We start from the raw sequence: 19136 nt of genomic DNA, 5'->3' as shown, positions 1-19136 counted from the left end.
TATTGATTTTGTCTACACCCTCTTAGCGGCGTTCGCGCCACCAGAGGCCGAGCATGGCCAGCGCGAACACCACGCCGAACGGCCAGGCCGGCAGCGGCCGCGTGCCGGTAGCGGGTGCGACCGCCGCACGCGCGGCGTAGCGGGCGGTGGCGGCGCGGCGTTCGCGGCGCTGCCACAGCGGCCAGTCCTTGTCGGCGTACACGTAAACGGCGCCTTCGACCGGCCTGGCGCCTTGTGCCTGCATCCGCAGCCAGCCGCTGCGCTGCGGCCAGACGGCGGCGCAGGCGGCGTCGACGTGGTCCGCACGACGCTGCCAGGCCAGGGTCTGTGTCAAGGCCGGGAACACCACGCCGGGCGATGCCGCCAGCGCATCGCCGCGCGCACACACGGCCAGCCGTTGTCCGGGCAGCGGCATTTCTTCGGGCTCGAGCCAGGCGATGTCGCGGCTGCGCCGCACTTGCAGGCGGTCCAGCACGCTCTGCCACCACAGCGCCAGCGCGCGCGGCTGCTCGATCGCGTGGCGGTGCCAGTCGCCCACGGCCAGCCAGCCGATGCGGCCCTGCTGCCAGTCGCGCGTCCACAGGCCGCGTGTCTCCAGGCCGCTTTCGCCCTGCCACTCGCCTGCCTGCGCAGCGTTCGGGGCCAGGCCGGCCACGGTCATCGGCAGCGCGCCTTCGATGGTCTTGTTGGCCGGCTGTGGGGCCAGCGCCAGCGCCACGCTGCGGCTCCAGGCGCCGGCGTCCTGCGCGTTCGCGCCCAGCACCAGCAGGCGTCCCCCGGCAGCCACGCGCGCCAGCAGGGCGGCACGCTCGCCGGCCGGCGCATGCTCGAACCAGGCCGCGTCGACGATCTCCAGGTCGGGCGTTTGAATCGGGTCGCGCGCGGTCTCGGCGCGCCGCAGGTTCTTGCCCAGTTCGATCTGCCAGTCGATGGCCGCGTTGCTGTTGGCGAGCAGTTCGTCGAGCGTGCGCAGGTCGAACGACGGGGCGTTGAAACGGCCGCGCACCTGCAGCGGCAGCGGCTCGCGCACGCGCACCGGGACCGGTCCCCGGTCGACCGGCTTGCCGTCGGCATCGAGCAGGCGCGCTTGCAAGACCAGGTCTTCGGCCAGCGGCGGCAGCCATTGCACGGTCAGGTCGCCGTCGCCCTTGGCTTCCGCCAGCACCTGGCCGTTTTCGGCCAGCAGCTGCAGGCGGCCGGGCGCCTTCCAGGAGCGGTGCGCGGTGAGCGCGAAGATGCGGCCCAGCGCCAGTTCGCGCGGGAAGTCGAGGCTGATCGCCGGCGTGGTAGGCGCGGTCCAGGCCAGCGGCCGCGCCGGCAGGTCGTCCCACTCGGCCTGGCGCAGGCCGTCATCCTTGACCAGCAGGCTGCGCACGCCGTCGAGATTGACCGGCGGATGCGCCGCCGACACCGTCAAGGCGCCGCCCGCCTCGCCCGGCAAGGTCAAACCACCCGTGGCGCCGGCCAGCGCTGCGCCGGCCACGAGCACCAGCAGCGCCTCGATCCAGCGCCGGCGGCGCAGGTAGATCAGGGCACTGACCGCGCCGGCGACGGCCCCGATCAGGATCAGCCATTGCGGTTCCAGCCAGTTCATCGCTGCCCTCCCGCAAGCGCGCGCCCGAACCGCGTCTGCACGTCCGGGCGCGCCTGCAGCAGCACCGGCGCGTTATCGACGCCGCCGCGCAGCCAGGCGCGCAGCACCGGGCGGCACGCCAGGCAGCCGTCGGCCACGTCCTGGATCGCGCGCTGGGCGTTCAGGCGCTGCTCGTCGTCCTTGACGCGCTCGCGCACCCAGTCGTGCGCGGTGCGGGTCCACAGCGCCGGCAGCGGGCCGTCGGTGCCGAGCGAGCGCACCAGCGCGCGCAAGTCGGCCGGTACCGGATCGTTGGCCTCGCCCTGCGCGCGCTTGAAGCTGGCGCTGCCGGCCATGTCGCCGCTCAGGCGCTTGTCTTCCTTGATAGGCGGGATCTCGGACGAGGTCTTGTGCAGGTAGATGCGCTCGGACTGCTGCAGTTCCTTGATCGCGACCAGCGCCGTGTTCTCGGGCGGCAGCGCGCTCTTCGGCTGGATCGCGCGCAGGGATTTTTCGGCGTCCCACATCGCGGCGAGCGCGCGGCGCAGCACCTTCTTGGTGGCGTCGTCGAACAGCGTCGCGTTCTCGGGCTGGTCGTGGGCGTGGCCGAACTGGTGCAGCACGTCGTCCTTGTCCTTGCCGTGTGCAGGCTCGTCGTGGTCGTCGTCCTTGCCGAACAGGGTCGACTCCTCGCCCAGGAACTGGCCGTAGCGGCGGCGCAGCACAGCCTCGTCGTCGGCGATGCGCTCGCTGCGTTCGCGCGCTTCCGCTTCGGGCAGCTTCTTGTTGCGCAGGTCGGCGACCAGCTGCTCGGTGTCGATGATGATCTGGCGCTGGCTGCGCAGACTCTCCGGCTTGACCATCATCGGCAGCGCGGCGCTGTCCTCGTCCTTGTCGGAGGGTGGCGCCGGCAGGCGCAGCGTGTAGGTGGCCGATTGCACCGTGTGCGGTTTGAAGGCGTTGTCGCTGGCGCGGATGAAGAAGTACAGCTCGTCGCCCGGCTGCATGCCCAGTTCCGCCAGCGGCCAGTCCTTGGCCCAGTCGCGCTTGCGCGGATCGTTTGAAACCGGCAGCGGCAGCTCGCGGTCGCTGAACTTGATGTTCTCGCCGCTGCCGCGCGCCAGCGTCAGGTGCATGGTCGCCTGCTGGATGCGGTAGTCGTCACGCACGCTCAGCGCGATCCTCGCGCTGGCCGCGTCGCGCGCCAGGTCATGCGTCATCTCGTTCGGCTGGCTGATCGAGATCTCGGGCGGCTGGTCGGGTATGACTTTCAGCGTGTAGCGCTTGCCGCGCCAGCGCCAGAACATCGATTCCGTCGCCGTCCAGCGTACGCAGTCCTTCGCGACCTGCAGCGCCTGGCCATCGCTCAGTTCGATGCGTTCGGCCGCGTCGTCCGGGGTGCGCAGGCACCACTCGACCACGGTCTGCTCGGGCGTCTGCAGGTCGCGCGGGTTCGAGGTCGATGCGGCCACGCCGGTGTAGGCGGGCGGCGTCAGTTTCAGGATCAACTCGGCGCGCGCCTGCGTCGCCGCGGTCTTGCGTGCCGGCGCCTGCGCGGCGGTGGCGGCTTGCACGGCATGCGGATGCTGCATGGCGCTCAACCAGGCCAGGGCCGCCAGCACCACGTCCGCCGCCAGCCATGGCCAGCCAGGCGTCACGTGCGCGCGCGCGACCGCACGCAGGCGCGGGCCGTCCAGGCTGGCTTGCAGACGTTCGACCAGGCGCTTGCGCTGCAGGCGCGCGATCGGCGCTTGCGTGGCCGGGTCTTCCAGCAACAGCGCGCTGCTGTCTTCCATCTCCGGGACGGCCTCGTCGATCCAGGCGGTCCAGTCGTGCGCGACCCGGCGCTGCAGGCGCAGGCCATCCCAGGCACAAAAGGCCGACCAGGCCAGCAGGCCGGGCGCGTTGCGCAGCACCAGCCAGGGCACGGCGCCGGCCGCCCACAGTCCGGCACGGCGCAGTTGCGCGGCGCGCCAGACGCGGCGGGCAACGCGGTGAGCAACTTCGTGGGCGATGTCAGCGTCGCCGGGCATGGGTCAACATCCTCTCTAAAGCAAACAGCACGGCCAGCAGGGTCGCGAGAAACGCGCACAGGGCGCCGCGGGCCGGACCGGCCGGCGCACTCGCGTCCGCCGCGGTGGCCGGCAGCGGCATCGGATACGCCTGCGGCCCGATCTGCAGGTGCTGCCAGGCCGCGAACAGGGCGCGTGCGGCATCGGCGTCGCGCGGCGGCCAAGTGTCTTGCGCTTGCGCTTGCGTCCACACGCGTCCACGCGCACCCGCGGCCACGCGCAAGCCGTCGACTTCCGAAGCATGCGCCAGCTCCGGAAAGAGCCGCGCATCGCTCACCCACCACAAGGGCGCACGCAGCGTGCCTGGCGGCGCCTCGGGCACGTCCCACACCACCAGCTCGGTACGCGGCCCCGGCTGGGCATCGACGACGATGCGCCAGGCCGGGCTGGCGGCCGCGAACAGGCGGCGCCACGCATCTGCACGTGCGCTGAACACGGCCACGTGATGTTCAAGCGCTGCCGGCCGGGCCGTATCCGCCCGCCACTGGACCGCATGCCGGAAACGCGGCGGCGTGGATGGCATGGCCGCGTCGCCGAGCACCAGCAGGCGCGCCTCCGGCTTGAATTCGCGTTCGTGCGCGTGCAGCCAGGCGATGGCGTCGACGCCCGGCAGCGCGAGCCGCTGTGCGCCCGCGAAGCCGGCCTCGCGCTCGAGGCGGTCGACGGCGGCCGGCGCGGTCCCGGGCAGCACCAGCACGCTGTCGCCGCGCCACGGCAGCACCGGGTCGGCCAGCAGCGCGATCAGGGCCAGCAGCAGCAGGCAGCGCAGCAGCAGGAGCAGCGGGTCGCTCCAGCGCCACACGTGCAGCTGCTTGGGTTCGGCCTTCGGTAAAAAACGGGCCGACGCCAGCGGCGCCGCTTTCGTCTGCTCGCGCTTCTGGCGATGCCACAGGATCGGCAGCACCAGGACCGGCAGCGCCAGCCACCACAAACTGACATTCATCATGCCGCGCGCGCTCCTGCCATGGAGCGCCGCATCCAGGTGCGCAGCACCTCGCCCGGGGCGCGTTCGATGCACGCCTGCAGCAGCGGCAGGTCGTGCCGGCGGCAGTCGCGCAGCACGGTATCGAAGTGGGCCTCGCGCGTGCGCACGTAGGCGTCACGCACGTCGCGCCCGAAGCGGAACACGGTATTGACCTGCTCGGGATCGCGGTAGGCGAGCGAGGCGTCGAAGCTGGCCTCGTCCTCGGCCGTCGTATGCAGGCACAGCGCGCGCACGTCGTGGCGCATGGCGCGCAGGCGCAGCATCGATTCCGACAAGGCCGAGGGCCAGTCCAGAAAATCGCTGGCCACGCACACCACGCTCGGCGCCTGTGCGAAATGCAGGCTGGCGCGCAGCACCTCGCTGCCGGGCAGCTGGCCGCCGGCTTCAACCGCGTTCAGGCGCGCCAGCACGCGCTGCAGCTGGCGCGGTCCGCGTGCGGCCGGCGTGAAGTGGGCGCGCTCGCCGTTGCAGACCACCAGGCCGAAGGCGTCGCCCTGCCGCTGCGCCAGCGCGGCCACGCAGGCCAGCAGTACGCGGGCGTAATGCAGTTTGGTGAGACCGTCGATGCTGCGGCTCGGCTCGATCATCGACGCGGTCGCGTCCAGCACCAGCCAGACGGCGACGTGGCTGTCGCGCTCGGCCTCGCGTACGAAGTAGCGATCGGTGCGCCCGGCCAGCTTCCAGTCGACGCGGCGCCACTCGTCGCCGGGGGCGTAGGCGCGGTACTCGGAAAACTCGACGCCGGCGCCGCGTTCGCGCCCGGCGTGGACGCCCTGCCCGAGCCCGGCCAGCACATGCCGGATCACCAGGTCGAGCTTGCCCGTATGCGCAACCAGCGCGGCGCTGTCCAGCATCGGCATGTCAGTCGACGCGCACGCCGGCGCGCAGCGCGGCCAGGATGTCGGCGATCGCGACGCCGTCGGCTTCGGCCTCGAAGTTGCGCAGTACGCGGTGCGCCAGCACCGGCAGCAGCATCGCGCCGATGTCGTCGCGCGTGACCGCCAGGCGGCCGTGCATCAGCGCGCGCGCCTTGGAGGCCAACACCAGCGCCTGGCCGGCGCGCGGTCCGGCGCCCCAGCCGATGTGCTTGCGGATCGCCTCGACCGGCGAGTCGGCTGGACGCGTGGCACGCACCAGGCGCGTTGCGTAGCGCAGGATCGGTTCGGCGATCTCGATATCGCGCACCAGCTGCTGCAGGCGTAATAAAGTCTGCACGTCCATCGCCGGGTCGGCGTCGCGCAGTCCGGCATGGGTGGTGGCGCCGACCATCGCGATTTCCTCGTCTTCGGTCGGGTAGCCGACGTCGATGCGCAGCAGGAAGCGGTCGAGCTGGGCCTCGGGCAGCGGGTAGGTGCCGGCCTGCTCGATCGGGTTTTGCGTGGCCAGCACGAAGAAGGGGCGCGGCAGTGTATGCGTCTGGCCGGCGAAGGTGACCGAGCGCTCCTGCATCGCTTCCAGCAGCGCCGACTGGGTCTTGGGCGGCGCGCGGTTGATCTCGTCGGCCAGCAGCACCTGGGTAAACACGGGCCCGGGTTGGAAGCGGAACACGCGCTGGCGCGTGGCCTGGTCTTCTTCCAGGATCTCGGTGCCGACGATATCCGAGGGCATCAGGTCGGGCGTGAACTGCACGCGGCGGAACTGCATGTCGGTGGCCTGGGCCAGCGATTTGACCAGCAGCGTCTTGCCGAGTCCCGGCACGCCCTCGACCAGCGCATGGCCGCCGCCCAGCAGGCAGGTGACGAGCAGCTCGATCACGTCCTTCTGGCCGATGATCACCTGGCCCATGCTCGCCTTGAGCTGGTCGACTTTCGACGCCAGGTCGGCGATTTCGTTCTCGGTCCACGCTGTCATTGCTGCTTCTGCCACTTGCTATGCTCCCAGTGCGTATTGAATGATATTGACCGCGAAGCGGGTGTTGTCGACCGCCAGCCAGCGCTTGTTGCGGAAGTCGTAGTCCCACTCGCAGCCGTAGTCCTTGTTCGAATACAGGACGGCGATGCGCCCATTGATCTCGATGGCGCGCAGGTACTCGTGCACCAGATCGTCGCCCCAGCCGTTCAATTCGACCGCCGTGTTGGGCGGGCCGTCGAACTGGAAGAAGCTGGAATAGAGGCGGTGGTTGTTGGGGATCTTCTTCATGGCGGACGCGCCGAAGATCTTTGCCATCTCGGCCTCGAACGATTTCGCGAACAGCCCGTCGACGTCGTGGTTGCAATCGTCCACGAAGACGAAGCCGCCGCCCTTCACGTAGCGCTCGAAGTTCCTGCGCTCGGCGGGCGTGAACTGCACCAGCTTGTGCCCGGCCAGGTAGCAGAACGGCGCTTCCAGCATCTTTGGGTCGGACAGGTTGACCAGACGCTCGGCCGTGTCCACGCGCAGGGTCGTGTACTCGACCAGCGAGTTGAGCACGTTGCTGGGCATGCGCTGGTCGACGTCCCAATCGCCCGATTCGTACATCAGGCGCGTGAAATAAAAGTCGAAGTTGGCCATGCTGGAAGCCGCCTGCCCTTACACCGCGTCCGACAGCGACGTGAAATTGAAGTCGCGCAGGCGCATCGGCGGGATCAGCATCTGGAAGCGCACCTCGTCCGGCGCCACCACGGTCGGCTTGCCGAGCTCCTCGACGTTGTTGAGCATCGTGACCGGGCTTTCGTTGAAGCGGAAGTTCTTGACCGGGTACTTGATCTTGCCGTTTTCGATATAGAAGGTGCCGTCGCGCGTCAGGCCGGTCAGCAGCAGCGACTGCGGGTCGACCGAGCGGATGTACCAGGTGCGCGTGACCAGCACGCCCTTCCTGGTATCCTGGATCAGCTCCTCGAGCGACTTGGCGCCGCCGGCCATGATGATGTTCCCGGGGCGCGCACTCGGCTGCACGCCCTTCTTCTGCGCCCAGAAGCGCGAGTAGTCGAGCGAGGCGACCTTGCCGTCCTTGATCAGGTCCTGGCGCCGGCGCGCCAGCATCGATTGGGTATCCCACGGGCTGACCGGCACGTCCGGGTTCCACGGGTCCGCCCAGACGTTGACGTGGTCGTCGAACAGCTTTTCGCCCAGGCGGTTGCCGCCGCCCTTCCTGGCCAGGAAGCTGCGGCCCTCGTCGGCGTTGCGCGCATCGAAGGCGCCGAACATGCGGCCCAGCAGCTCGGACGTCGCGGCCGGCTCCAGAATCACGGTGTAGCGGCCCGGCTCGATCGCTTTCGCATCGACCGAGTGCATCGCTTTTTCGATCGCGACTTCGATCGCCTCGCGCGCGTCGAAGCGTTTCGCATCGCTGGCGCCGCGCGTCACCCAGCCCGAGCCGCGGCCGTCTTCGGTACGCGCGGTGCAGGTAAATTGCAGGCCGGTGAATTGGCGGTGGCCGAACACGCCCTTCGAGTTGGCGATGGTCTCGAAGCCGGTCGTGTCGGTGAAGAAGCCGGCGGTGACCAGCTTGTTCTTGCGGCCGCCCTCGATCGCGCGCGCGGCCACCTCGGCGCGGAACTCCGGGTCGATGGCGGCGGTCGATGCGAAATACTCTTCGCTCGGCTTGAAATCCTGCTTGGCCGAAATGCCGACGTACTCCGGGTTTTCCGGCGCCAGGCGCGCGACGTCCTCGGCGCGGCGCACCGCGCGCTCGAGCGAGGCGTCGTCGAACTCGTTGACGCTGGCGGTGCCCTGGCGCTTGCCGAAGGCGACCGTCACGTTCAAGGTGCGGTTATCGTTCAGGCCGGCGGTCGAGACGGCGTTGCGCGCGAAGCGGATGTTGCCGCTGCGGTTGCCGGCGATCGAGACGCTGCAATCGTCGGCGGTCGAATACTTGAGGACACGCTGGCAGATACTCTGGGCTTCGTCCTGGGTCAGCTGTTTCATGCGGTAGGTTCCCTCTGCCTTGATCGGTCTTGCGTTGAGCGGTCTTGCGTTAACCGATCTTGCGGCCGGTGTTGATCACGTTGATGCCGTTGAAGCGCGTGGTCGGTGCGCCGTGCGAGACCGCGCTGACCTGGCTCGGCTGCCCCTTGCCGTCGAAGAAGGAGCCGCTCATGCGCCAGTCGCGTTCGTCGCACACGGCGCTGCAGGCATTCCAGAAATCCTGGGTGTTCGACTGGTACGCCACATCCTCGAGCATCTGGCCGATCTTGCCGTCCTTGATTTCGAAATACAGCTGGCCGCCGAACTGGAAGTTGTAGCGCTGCTGGTCGATCGAGTACGAGCCGCGGCCGAGGATGTAGATGCCGCGCTTGACGTCCTTGACCATCTCGTCTGGCGTGAGCCGCTTCTTGCCGGCGGCGAGCGACACGTTCGGCATGCGCTGGAACTGCACCTTGCTCCAGCTGTCCGCGTACGAGCAGCCCTGCGATTCCTTTTCGCCGATGATGTGGGCCTGGTCGCGCGTGACCTGGTAGTTGACCAGGATGCCGTCCTTGATGATGTCCCAGCGCTTCGGCTTGACGCCTTCGTCGTCGTAGCCGACTGCGCCGAGCGAACCCGGCGTGTCCTTGTCGGCGACGATGTTCACCAGGGGCGAGCCGAAACTGAATCTCTTCGATTCCCACTTGTCCAGCGTGCAGAAGCTGGTGCCGGCGTAGTTGGCTTCATAGCCGAGCACGCGATCGAGTTCGGTCGGGTGTCCCACGGACTCGTGGATGGTCAGGAACAGGTTTTCCGGCGCCAGCACCAGGTCGTACTTGCCCGGGTCGACGCTTTTCGCGCCCAGCTTCTGGCGCGCCTGGCGGCCGGCGCTGGCCGCTTCCTCGACGATGTCGTAGCTGCCGTTGTACAGCGTGGTGACGCCGCCGGCTGCGCGGACCTTGTGCTCGGCGCGCGCGTCGAACCATTCGTAGCCCATGCCCACCGGCGGCGCCAGGCCGGCGCGCGAGCGGAACTTGCCGGTCGCCTTGTCGACCGCGGTGGCGGTGATCGGCGCCCACAGGCGATGGATGTCCTGGTCGATGTAGGAGCCGTCGGTGGAAGCAAAATACTTCTGCTGGTTTATCTGGAACAGGTTGGCCGTCATGAAGCTGGCGCCCGCGTCCAGGCCGGCCTTGTTGGCGGCGATCAGCATCTCGGCCTTGTCCTTGACCGCGACCGTGCGCCAGTCCTTCTTCATCGGCGTGGCCCAGGCGACTTCGCCCACGCCCTTGACCGGCGCCAGCTCGAGCGGCCGGTCCTGCAGCCTGGCGTTGGCCTTGGCGATGGCGACCGCCTGGCGCGCCGCGTTGGCGACCGCGTCCGGCGTCATCTGGTTGGTGGCGGCGAAGCCGTAGGCGCCGTTGGCGATCACGCGCACGCCGACGCCGCTCGACTCGGTATTCGTCACGCCCTGCACCGCGAGGTCGCGCGTGTTGATGTACTGGTTCAGGTAGCGCCCGATGCGCACGTCGCAATAGCTGGCGCCGGCCTTGGTGGCGGCGTTCAGCGCGGTGTCGGCGATGGCTTTCTTGGCGCTGGCCGGCATCGTGCCGATCAGCTCTTCGGCGGCGACCGCGTTGCCGAAGACCGGGACCAGCAGGCTGCCGGCGGTGCCGGCGCACAGGTTGAGGAAGGTGCGGCGTTCCATGGGTGCCCGGTGCTTAGACCGCGTCCGACAGCGACGTGAAGTTGAAATCGCGGACCTTCATCGGCGGGATCAGCATCTGGAACGGCACTTCGTCGCCGCCGATCACCACCGGCTTGCCGATCTCCTCGATGTTGTTCAGCATGGTCACCGGGCTCTCGTTGAAGCGGAAGTTCTTGACCGGGTACTTGATCTGGCCGTTCTCGATGTAGAAGGTGCCGTCGCGGGTCAGGCCGGTCAGCAGCACCGACTGCGGATCGACCATGCGGATGTACCAGGTGCGCGTGACCAGGATGCCTTTCTTGGTGCTGGCGATCAGCTCCTGCGTGCTCTTGTCGGTACCGGCCATGATGATATTGCCCGGCATCGCGGTCGCCATCACGCCCTTCTTCTTGGCCCAGTACTGCGAATACTGCAGCGCGTTGACCTTGCCGTTCTTGACCAGGTCCATGCGCTGGCGCGCGATCAGGCTGCGGTCGTCCCACGGCAGCACCGGCACGTCCGGGTTCCACGGGTCGGCCCAGATGTTGACCTTTTCGTCGAACAGCTTGTCGCCCAGGCGCGAGGCGCCGCCCTTCTTGGAGAGGAAGCTGCGCCCTTCGTCGGTCTGGCGCGCGTCGAAGCCGACCAGCATGTTACCCAGCAGTTCGGAGGTCGCGGCCGGCTCCAGGATCACGGTGTAGCGGCCCGGCTCGAGCGCCTTCGCGTCGACCGATTTCAAGGCCTTCTCGATCGCCACGTCGGCCGCTTCGCGCGGATCGAAGCGGGCGGCGTCGGTGGCCGAGCGCTTGACCCAGCCCGAGCCGCGGCCATCGCTGGTGCGCACGGTGCAGGTGAAGTCGAGGCCGGTCTGGGTCTGGTGGCCGAATACGCCGTTCGAGTTGGCCACCGTCGAGAACGCGGTGCTGTCGGAAAAGAAGCCGGCGGCGACCAGGTCCTTCTTCTTGCAGGCTTCGATCGCGTACGCGGCCGCCTGCGCACGGTACTCCGGATCGATGGCGGCGGTCTTGGCGTTGAAGGTGTTGGATGCCTTGAAGTCCTGCTTGCCCACGGCCGGCACGAACTCCGGATTTTCCGGCGCCAGGCGCGCCAGGTCCTCGGCGCGGCGGACGACTTTTTCCAGCGACTTGTCGTCGAACTCGTTGATGGTGGCGGTACCGACGCGCTTGCCGAAGGCGACCTGCACGGCGATGCTGACGTCGTCGGCCAGGCCGGCGGTCGACACCGCGTTGCGCGCGAAGCGGATGTTGCCGTCACGGGTGCCGCTCACGCTGACGGTGCATTCGTCGGCCTTGCTCGCCTTGAGCACCGTGTCGCAGATGTGTTTGGTCTGTTCCTGGGTCAGGATGGTCATGTTCTGGTTCTCCCTGCCTTAGCCGATCTTGCGGGCGGTGTTGATGACGTTGATGCCGTTGAAGCGCGCCGTCGAGGCGCCGTGCGACACGATGCTGACCTGGCTCGGCTGGCCCTTGCCGTCGAAGAAGGAGCCGCCCATGCGCCAGTCGCGGTCGTCGCACAGCGCGCTGCAGGCATTCCAGAAGTCCTGGGTGTTCGACTGGTAGGCCACGTCTTCCAGCATCTGGCCGATCTTGCCGTTGTTGATCTCGTAGAACAGCTGGCCGCCGAACTGGAAGTTGTAGCGCTGCTGGTCGATCGAGAACGAGCCGTCGCCGACGATGTAGATGCCCTTCTTGATGTCCTTGACCATCTCGTCCGGGGTCAGCTTCTTCTGGCCGGCCTGGAGCGACACGTTCGGCATGCGCTGGAACTGCACGTTGCTCCAGCTGTCGGCGTACGAGCAGCCGTCCGACTCGGTCTTGCCGATGATGTGGGCCTGGTCGCGCGTGGCCTGGTAGCTGACCAGGATGCCGTCCTTGATGATGTCCCAGCGCTTGGTTTTCACGCCCTCGTCGTCGTAGCCGACGTAGCCGAGCGAGCCCGGGGTGGTCTTGTCGGCGACGATGTTCACCAGCGGCGAACCGTAATTGAATTTCTTGCTCTGCCACTTGTCCAGCGTGGCGAAGCTGGTGCCGGCGTAGTTGGCTTCGTAGCCGAGCACGCGATCCAGTTCGGTCGGGTGGCCGACCGATTCGTGGATGGTCAGCCAGATGTTTTCCGGCGAGAGCATCAGGTCGTACTTGCCCGGCGTGACCGATTTCGCGGTCAGCTTGCGCTTGGCGTCGCGGCCCGCGGCGCGCGCGTCCTCGACGATGTCGTACGATTTGGTGTACAGCGTGGCGACGCCGCCTGCGGCCTTGATCTTGTGCTCGGGACGCGCGTCGAAGTATTCGTAGCCCATGCCGACCGGCGCCGACAGGCCGCTGCGCGAACGGAACTTGCCGCTGGCCTTGTCGATGGCGGTCGCGGTCACCGGCGCCCACAGGCGCTGGATGTCCTGGTCGATGTAGGAGCCGTCGGTCGAAGCGAAATACTTCGACTGGTGCACCTGGAACAGCATCGAGGTCATGAAGTTGGCGCCGCCGTCCATGCCGGCCTTGTTGGCCGTGATCAGCATCTCGGCCTTGTCCTTGATCGGCACCGAACGCCAGTCCTTGACCACCGGCGTCGACCACGCCACCTCGCCCACGCCCTTGACCGGCGCCAGTTGCACCGGTTCGGTCTGCAGCTTGGCGTTGGCCTTGGCGATCGCCACCGCCTGGCGCGCCGCGCCCGCGACGCCGTCCGGGCTCATGTCGTTGGTGGCCGCGAAGCCATAGGCGCCGTTGCACAGTACGCGCACGCCGATGCCGGCCGATTCGGTGTTGACCACGTTCTCGACGTTCAGGTCGCGCGTGATGACGTACTGGTTCAGGTAGCGGCCGATGCGCACGTCGCAGTAGCTGGCGCCGGCCTTGGTGGCGGCATTCAGCGCCGTGTCGGCCAGCATCTTCCTGGCCGCGGCCGGCATCGAGGATTGCATCTCTTCGGCGGCGATCGCGCGTCCGAACACGGGAACCAGCATCGAGCCGAAGGCCAGACCGCTGAGGTTGAGGAAGGTACGCCGTTCCATACTATCTCCTGAATCACTGATTTGGCCGGTGGCCCGGCAGCCGGACCTCGTTGTTATCTACTGCAGTGTGCGTTGCACATTAGCAGCAAGTTGACGTTTTGGATAGGCAATCTTTATGCCATATGCAGGGCTCGTCGTGAGCCCGCGTGTGCTTGCGGCTACGCGCCACGGCGGGCGGGCGAGCTTCCTGCAGAGTGTCCGGATCGGTGTCCGCGAGGTGTCCGCAACGCTGTCCGCGCGCACCGGGCGGACAGCCGGACATATGCATGCTTCGGGCGCCCGGCTGGCGCGCGCGCCTTGACGGTGCGTGGGCGGCCGGGGTGTGCACCGTGGTGACAATGCGCGCATGTTTTTAGGGATCGGCCGTGTATATGTCGACGGCCTCCATGTCACGCCGGCCTGCTTACGAGCCGGCTTTCGGGTCCGCCTTGACCGGCTTGAAGTTCAGGTCCTGGAAGTCGTAGCTGAAATCGGTCTCGGTGGAGATCGGCTGCATCTTCATGCGCTCGATGCTGCCGTCCGGGTTCAGCGAGAAGGTGACGTAGGCGTCGGCATTGAAGTTGCGCTCCTTCCAGCGCACGATGAAGGTGTCGTGCTGGTAGTGGGTCAGCTCGCCGGTCAGGTCGGGCGTGCGCGCGAAAGTCAGGATCTGCTTGCCGCCGACGTGCTTGATCGTGGCCAGGCCATACCACGGGTCCTGGTAGTCGCCGTCGTAGGCGGCCAGCGCCAGCGAGGGCAGCGATTTCGCCACGCGGCCCGCGCCGGTCTTGTTCAGGCGCGCCAGTTCCTTGGCGTGGCTGTCCTGCTCGACGGCGGCCACCGCGCCGATCGGGTCGGGACCGGCGACGTGGCTGCCCAGGTACTGGTCGAGCAGGCGGTATTGCAGCGCGTTGAGCGAGCCGCCGCTTTCGGCATTGGTGAGAATGGCGATGCCCAGCTTCGCTTCCGGCACCAGGACCACCTTCGAATAAAAGCCCTGCAGCGCGCCGCTGTGCATGGCGACCAGCTTGCCGTCGTAGTCGCGCAATTGGAAACCCAGGCCGTAGGCCGAGAAGCTCGGCTTGGTCGCGGCCAGGCGCGGATCCGGCTCGCCGATGCGGATCGGGGTCTGCGCGGTCCACAGCTCGCGCGCCTGCTTGGCGCTGAACAGGCGCACTTCCTTGCCGTTGGCATCGGTACCGACACGGCCGCCGTCGAGCAGCACGCGCATCCAGCGCGCGATATCTTCCGCGTTGGTGTTGATGCCGACCGCGCCGACCGCGTTCGGCACCGGCATCGCCTTCACCGCCGCGATCCGGTCGTTGATCTTGCTGTGCGCGTGCGCCACGTCCGGGTTGCCCGCTTCCTCGGCGACGCTGGTCACGGTCGACGCCATGCCGACCGGCGTCAGGATGCGCTCGCGGATGGTCTCGCCCCAGGTCTTGCCGGATTTGCTGGCGACGATCTTGCCGGCCACGATGTACAGCAGGTTGTCGTAGGCGTAGCTGCTGCGAAAGCTGGTCGCAGGCGGGATGTAGCGCAGCTTCTGGATGATCTCGTCGGTGCTGAAGTTGGTAGTCGGCCACCACAGCAGGTCGCCCGCGCCCAGGCCCAGACCGCTGCGGTGGGTCAGCAGGTCGCGCACCGTCATCTCGTGCGTGACGTAGGCGTCGTACATCTGGAAGTCGGGCAGGTGCTTGGTGACCGGATCGTCCCAGGCGACCTTGCCTTCGTCGACCAGCATCGCCAGCGCGGCGGCGGTGAAGGCTTTCGAGTTCGAGGCGACCTCGAACAGGGTCTTGGCGTCGACCTTGGCCGGCTTGCCCAGTTCGCGCACGCCATACCCCTCGGCCACCAGCACTTTACCATCCTTGACCACGGCGATCGCGATGCCGGGCACGTCGAACAGTTTCATGACGCGGGTGACGTCGGCGTCGGGGTTGTAGGTTTGCGCCGCGGCGGCGGTGGCGGCGGTGGCGGCGGTGGCGGCGGTGGCGGCGTTGCTTGCGGCGTCTTGTGCGTGGACGCTGCCGATGCAGGCCGCGCCGGCAAAGGCGAACAGCAGGGAGGCGGTCAGGCGCGTCAAGCGTCGCTGCGGGGTGTGCTTCGATTGCATGGTGTCTTGGCTTTCTATGGGTTCGCGATTTGTTTTGCCAGCTCACGGTCGACGCTGGCCTGCGTCTCGGGGTGGTAATGCACGCGCGCCTTGCGGTAGAGCGCGTCGGCCCAGGCTTTGTCGTCGGGTTGCGCATGCAGCGCGGCGTACAGCGGCACCACGAACTTCTGGCGGCCGACGCGCAGCAGGAAGGCTTCCAGCTGCGGACGCACGTCGCGGTCGCCCGCGTGCACCGCGGCGCGGTAGAAGCGGAAGGCAACTTCGGCGTTGCCGGTGCTGGACAGTTTGTAGGCACGGTCCAGTTCCTGCAGCTGCGCGCGGCTGGCCTGGTTGTCGATGTCGTTCAGGAATTTCATCCACTCGGCCGCGTTCCAGTCCATGCCGAGGTCCACGGTCTTCACGTCGCCCTTGAGCCAGGCGGCGCGCGTCTTATCCAGAGCGGCCAGGCGCGGCGACACCGCCCGCCGGGCGCCGGCCGGGATGCCGGGGCCGTACAGCCAGTCGTCGAGTTCGGCGTCGGTCATGATCTCCGGGTGCTGGTCGAGCAGGCTGGCGCGCAGGTAGCGCACGAAGTCGGCCGTGGTCACGCTCTGGAAGGCGTGGCTGTCGAACCAGCCGCGCAGGAAGGGGTCGAACACGGCGCGGCCGGCGCGCTGTTCCAGGGTGCGCAGGAGCCAGGCGCCCTTCGGATAGGCCAGCTCCTGGTCGGTGTAGTGCTCCGACGAGGTGTCCGGGTCGCGCGTGAGCAGCGCCTGCTTTTCCTGCGGGATGGTGGCGAGCGAGGCCAGCGCTTCTTCCTGCTCGAGCTGCAGGTTTTCCAGCGCCGTGTCTTCGCCGTAGATCGCCTCGACGATGCGGGTGGTGACGTAAGTGGTAAAACCTTCGTTCAGCCACCAGTGCTTCCAGGTCGCGTTGGTGACCAGGTTGCCGGACCAGCTGTGCGCCAGTTCGTGCGCGATCAGGTCGACCAGGCTGCGGTCGCCCGCGATCATGGTCGGCGTGACGAAGGTCATGCTCGGATTTTCCATGCCGCCGATCGGGAACGACGGCGGCAGCACCAGCATGTCGTAGCGCCCCCAGCGATACGGGCCGTACAGGTGCTCGGCCGCTTCGACCATCTTTTCGGTGTCGGCGAACTCCCAGGCGGCGGCCTTGATGCGCCGCGGCTCGGCGTAGACGGCGGTGCGCGCGCCCAGGGTGCGCACGTCCAGCTCGCCGATACCGATCGCCAGCAGATAAGAGGGAATCGGCTGCGGCATGCTGAAACGCCAGCCACCCTTGCCGGTCGCTTTCGGGTCGCCGGCGGCGCTCATCACCACGCGCAGGCCGCGTGGCGCGTCGATGCGCGCGCTGTAGGTGAAGCGCACGCCCGGCGTGTCCTGCAGCGGCACCCAGGAACGCGCGTCGATGGTCTCGCTCTGGCTGAACATGAACGGGCGCTTGCCCGACATCGTCTGGGCCGGCGTCAGCCACTGCAGCGCGGGCGCGGTGGGCGCGGTGTGGTACCAGATGCGGACCTTGGCCGGCTGCGTGTCCACGGTCACGTGCAGCGCCTGGCCCTTCTCGGCATCGAGCGGGTCGAGCGTGTAGGCGAGTCTGGTCCAGCGGCCGTCCGTGCCCTGCCCTTCGATCCTGGCGATCGAGAGGCCGCGCGTATCGAGGTCGAGGACGCGGGCGTCGTGGTCGATCCAGTCCAGGCTCAGGTCCGCGTAGCCGGACAGGGTCTTGCGCGCGAAGTCGGCCTTCAGGTCGAGGTGCAGCGCGCTGGTCTTGACTTGTTCCGGGTGGGCGTAGCTGAGGGGATCGAGGGCCAGCGCGGCGGCGCCGTACTGGGCGAGCGCGAGGCCGAGGGCGGCGCGCAGCAGGTGTGAAATCTTCATCGCTGTCGTTCGGGACGGCCCGGCGGGCCGTGGGCGCAAGCAGCATAGCATGCTCGACGGCGCGGCGAAAGCGCGGCTGCCGCGGCCCGGTCCTCGCCGCCGCGGGCCGATGGCGCGCGAGCGTACGCGCGTACGCACCGTCGCGTGCGCGTGCGTATGCGTGGGCGCGGGCGCGGGCGCGGGCGCGCGTATCGTATATGTGTGGGCGCGCGACGCGATCGCCGCGCCGCTCACTGCGCCGCCTGGCTCACCCAGACCGGCGCCGACCACAGCACGCGGCCGTCGTCCTGCGTCACCTTCGCGTAGTAGAAGTGGGCGCCGGGCGCCGGCGTGACGCTGGTCTCGGCCTGCGTCGACAAGACGCTCACCGCGCCGTTGCGGCCCGGGACACCTTCGACGATCGTCACCGCGGCGGCGCTGCGCCCCGGCGCGCCGGCGTACAGCACCTTCAGCGCCAGCGGGCCGGCGTTGTCGAAGCGCTCGCCCATCAGGTGGCCGTTGGCGGTCAGGACAAGCTGCGCGTCGCGGTCCATGGTCGCGAACACGCGGCGCGCGCGCAGGGCGTCGATGAAGCTGGCGCGCGTGAGCGGCACGCCGTTCGGGATCAGCACCGCGGTGCGGTTGGTGTACGACATGCCCCAGTTGGCGCAGTGGTTGTCCTGGTCGCTGCTGAAGGCGACGTGGTAGCCGGCTTCGAGCAGCGCGTTGCAAGCCTGTTCGTAATTGCTGCGCCGCGTTTCGGATTCGTCGCCCATGGTCGAGAAGGCCGAGCTGTTGAGCACTTCGCACAAGGCCATCGCCGCGTCACCATCGGGTGTGTAGCCGAGCGCCTTGCCGTTCACGACGAACTGGCCGCCGATGGACGGATGATTGAACTGGCCGATCCAGCCGCGCTGGGCCATCAGCGTGTACAAGGCGGCGTAGTCGCTGCGCGCGGTGCGCGTGTCGGCCAGCAGCTCACCCTTGGCATTGTTCTCCCAGCCGAGCAACTCGTCGCTGTTGAAGATGTTCAGGTGGCCGCCGTTACTGATGACGCCCCACTCCAGGCCGTACAGCGCCAGGAACTCGGGATGCGCGGCGTTGGCGTCGCGCGCAGTTTGCAGGCCGGCCTGGTACAGGCCTTTGGATCTGGCGGGGTCGGCGTCCGCGTTGGTGCCGTCCGAGCCGTCGTACATGTGGTTGTGCTCCGAGACCATCAGCAGGTCCAGCCCATGCGCGCGCGCGTAGTCGAAGGCGGCGTCGGGCCCGAACGATGCGCTCTGCGGGTCCTGGGCGCCGTTGCAACTGTCGAGGGCGCCGCCGCCGTCGCTGTGGTTCGACTGGCTGTGCAGGTTGCCGTAATAGACCGTGTAGGGCAGCGTGCCCACTGCCGGCGCGGCCGAGGCCTGCGCGTGCCGTTGCATGTACCCACTGGGCAGCGGCGCAAACGCCAGCATGGCGGGCGTCTGCGGCTTGCCGACTGCGATCTCCCAATCCTGGTCGACGGCCTCGCCCTTGGCCGCCGCATGCAGGCGCACGCGATAAACGCCGGGTGCGGGCGCGCGGCCGGCCAGCAGGCCCTGCCAGCGGACCAGAACGTCGAGCGGTCGCCCCGCCAGCATCGTCTTGCCCTGCCACCGGGCGACGCGGCGTCCGCCCGGTGCAATCAGCTCTAGCCGCCAGGCCGCTGCTTGCGCGCGCCGCAGGCCGGGGACATCGAACGACAGGGTGAAGGTACGCGCGTCCGGCTTGACACCGCCCTCGCCGCGGTAAGGCGCATTCAAGGTGGCCTCGAATTCGCGATGGTCGTTGGGAACCGCCATGACGCCGGACGCGCCGGTCGACAAGGCGAGGAACAGGATGGGGGCGAGATGGGTTTTCATGATTGTCATTGTCACAATCAAGAAAACATTGTTATTGATGCAATATAGATGACTAATTAATAATTTTTTATGCGCATATGATGAGCGGCAATATGTTTGAGGTGCAGCGCCCTGCCGGCCGGTTTCGGA

At 68.2% G+C, this 19136-nt stretch carries 13 protein-coding genes; all 13 read right to left on the bottom strand.

The genetic code is table 11. The annotated features are described in order from the left end of the window. Positions 1-22 precede the first annotated feature (22 nt). The 13 genes from FA90_RS20555 to FA90_RS20495 all read right to left on the bottom strand — a co-directional run bounded on the left by FA90_RS20555 (position 23) and on the right by FA90_RS20495 (position 19007). Positions 23-1594 carry a hypothetical protein gene (locus FA90_RS20555; RefSeq protein ID WP_036172157.1) on the bottom strand — a complete coding sequence of 524 codons (1572 nt, stop codon included), beginning with the start codon at positions 1592-1594 and terminating at the stop codon, positions 23-25. Continuing rightward, a complete protein-coding gene (locus tag FA90_RS20550; protein ID WP_051971961.1) occupies positions 1591-3606 on the bottom strand; it encodes a hypothetical protein in 2016 nt (671 codons plus the stop codon). Before FA90_RS20550 ends, FA90_RS20555 begins: the two co-directional genes overlap by 4 nt. Next, complete coding sequence (locus FA90_RS20545) at positions 3590-4591, bottom strand: BatA domain-containing protein (protein WP_239700867.1); 1002 nt, start codon at positions 4589-4591, stop codon at positions 3590-3592. Before FA90_RS20545 ends, FA90_RS20550 begins: the two co-directional genes overlap by 17 nt. Beyond that, a complete protein-coding gene (locus FA90_RS20540; RefSeq protein ID WP_036172153.1) occupies positions 4588-5490 on the bottom strand; it encodes a DUF58 domain-containing protein in 903 nt (300 codons plus the stop codon). Before FA90_RS20540 ends, FA90_RS20545 begins: the two co-directional genes overlap by 4 nt. 1 nt (position 5491) lies before the next feature. Then, complete coding sequence (locus tag FA90_RS20535; protein ID WP_036172151.1) at positions 5492-6481, bottom strand: MoxR family ATPase; 990 nt, start codon at positions 6479-6481, stop codon at positions 5492-5494. Positions 6482-6499: 18 nt separating this feature from the next. Beyond that, on the bottom strand, positions 6500-7120 hold the full coding sequence (locus tag FA90_RS20530) for a DUF4159 domain-containing protein (RefSeq protein WP_036172149.1): 621 nt from the start codon (positions 7118-7120) through the stop codon (positions 6500-6502). A gap of 18 nt (positions 7121-7138) precedes the next feature. Next, positions 7139-8476 (bottom strand): TldD/PmbA family protein, encoded by a 1338-nt coding sequence (locus tag FA90_RS20525; RefSeq protein WP_036172147.1) that lies wholly within the window; start codon positions 8474-8476, stop codon positions 7139-7141. A 49-nt stretch (positions 8477-8525) separates the two neighbouring features. Then, on the bottom strand, positions 8526-10163 hold the full coding sequence (locus FA90_RS20520; RefSeq protein WP_036172146.1) for a TldD/PmbA family protein: 1638 nt from the start codon (positions 10161-10163) through the stop codon (positions 8526-8528). Between the two features lie 13 nt (positions 10164-10176). Next, on the bottom strand, positions 10177-11514 hold the full coding sequence (locus tag FA90_RS20515; RefSeq protein ID WP_036172144.1) for a TldD/PmbA family protein: 1338 nt from the start codon (positions 11512-11514) through the stop codon (positions 10177-10179). A gap of 18 nt (positions 11515-11532) precedes the next feature. Then, complete coding sequence (locus tag FA90_RS20510; protein WP_036172142.1) at positions 11533-13170, bottom strand: TldD/PmbA family protein; 1638 nt, start codon at positions 13168-13170, stop codon at positions 11533-11535. 403 nt (positions 13171-13573) lie between these two features. Next, positions 13574-15265 carry a serine hydrolase gene (locus tag FA90_RS20505; protein WP_036172140.1) on the bottom strand — a complete coding sequence of 564 codons (1692 nt, stop codon included), beginning with the start codon at positions 15263-15265 and terminating at the stop codon, positions 13574-13576. Positions 15266-15279: 14 nt separating this feature from the next. Continuing rightward, a complete protein-coding gene (locus tag FA90_RS20500) occupies positions 15280-17145 on the bottom strand; it encodes a M1 family metallopeptidase (protein ID WP_036172138.1) in 1866 nt (621 codons plus the stop codon). Positions 17146-17375: 230 nt separating this feature from the next. Next, entirely contained in the window at positions 17376-19007 is a 1632-nt protein-coding gene (locus tag FA90_RS20495; RefSeq protein ID WP_036172136.1) for a CehA/McbA family metallohydrolase, read from the bottom strand. Between the last annotated feature and the right edge of the window lie 129 nt (positions 19008-19136).

Source organism: Massilia sp. 9096, assembly GCF_000745265.1.
Classification (GTDB): Bacteria; Pseudomonadota; Gammaproteobacteria; order Burkholderiales; family Burkholderiaceae_D; genus Telluria.
Note: the sequence above shows the minus strand (reverse complement) of the source record. Positions and strands in the feature narration are given on the sequence as shown.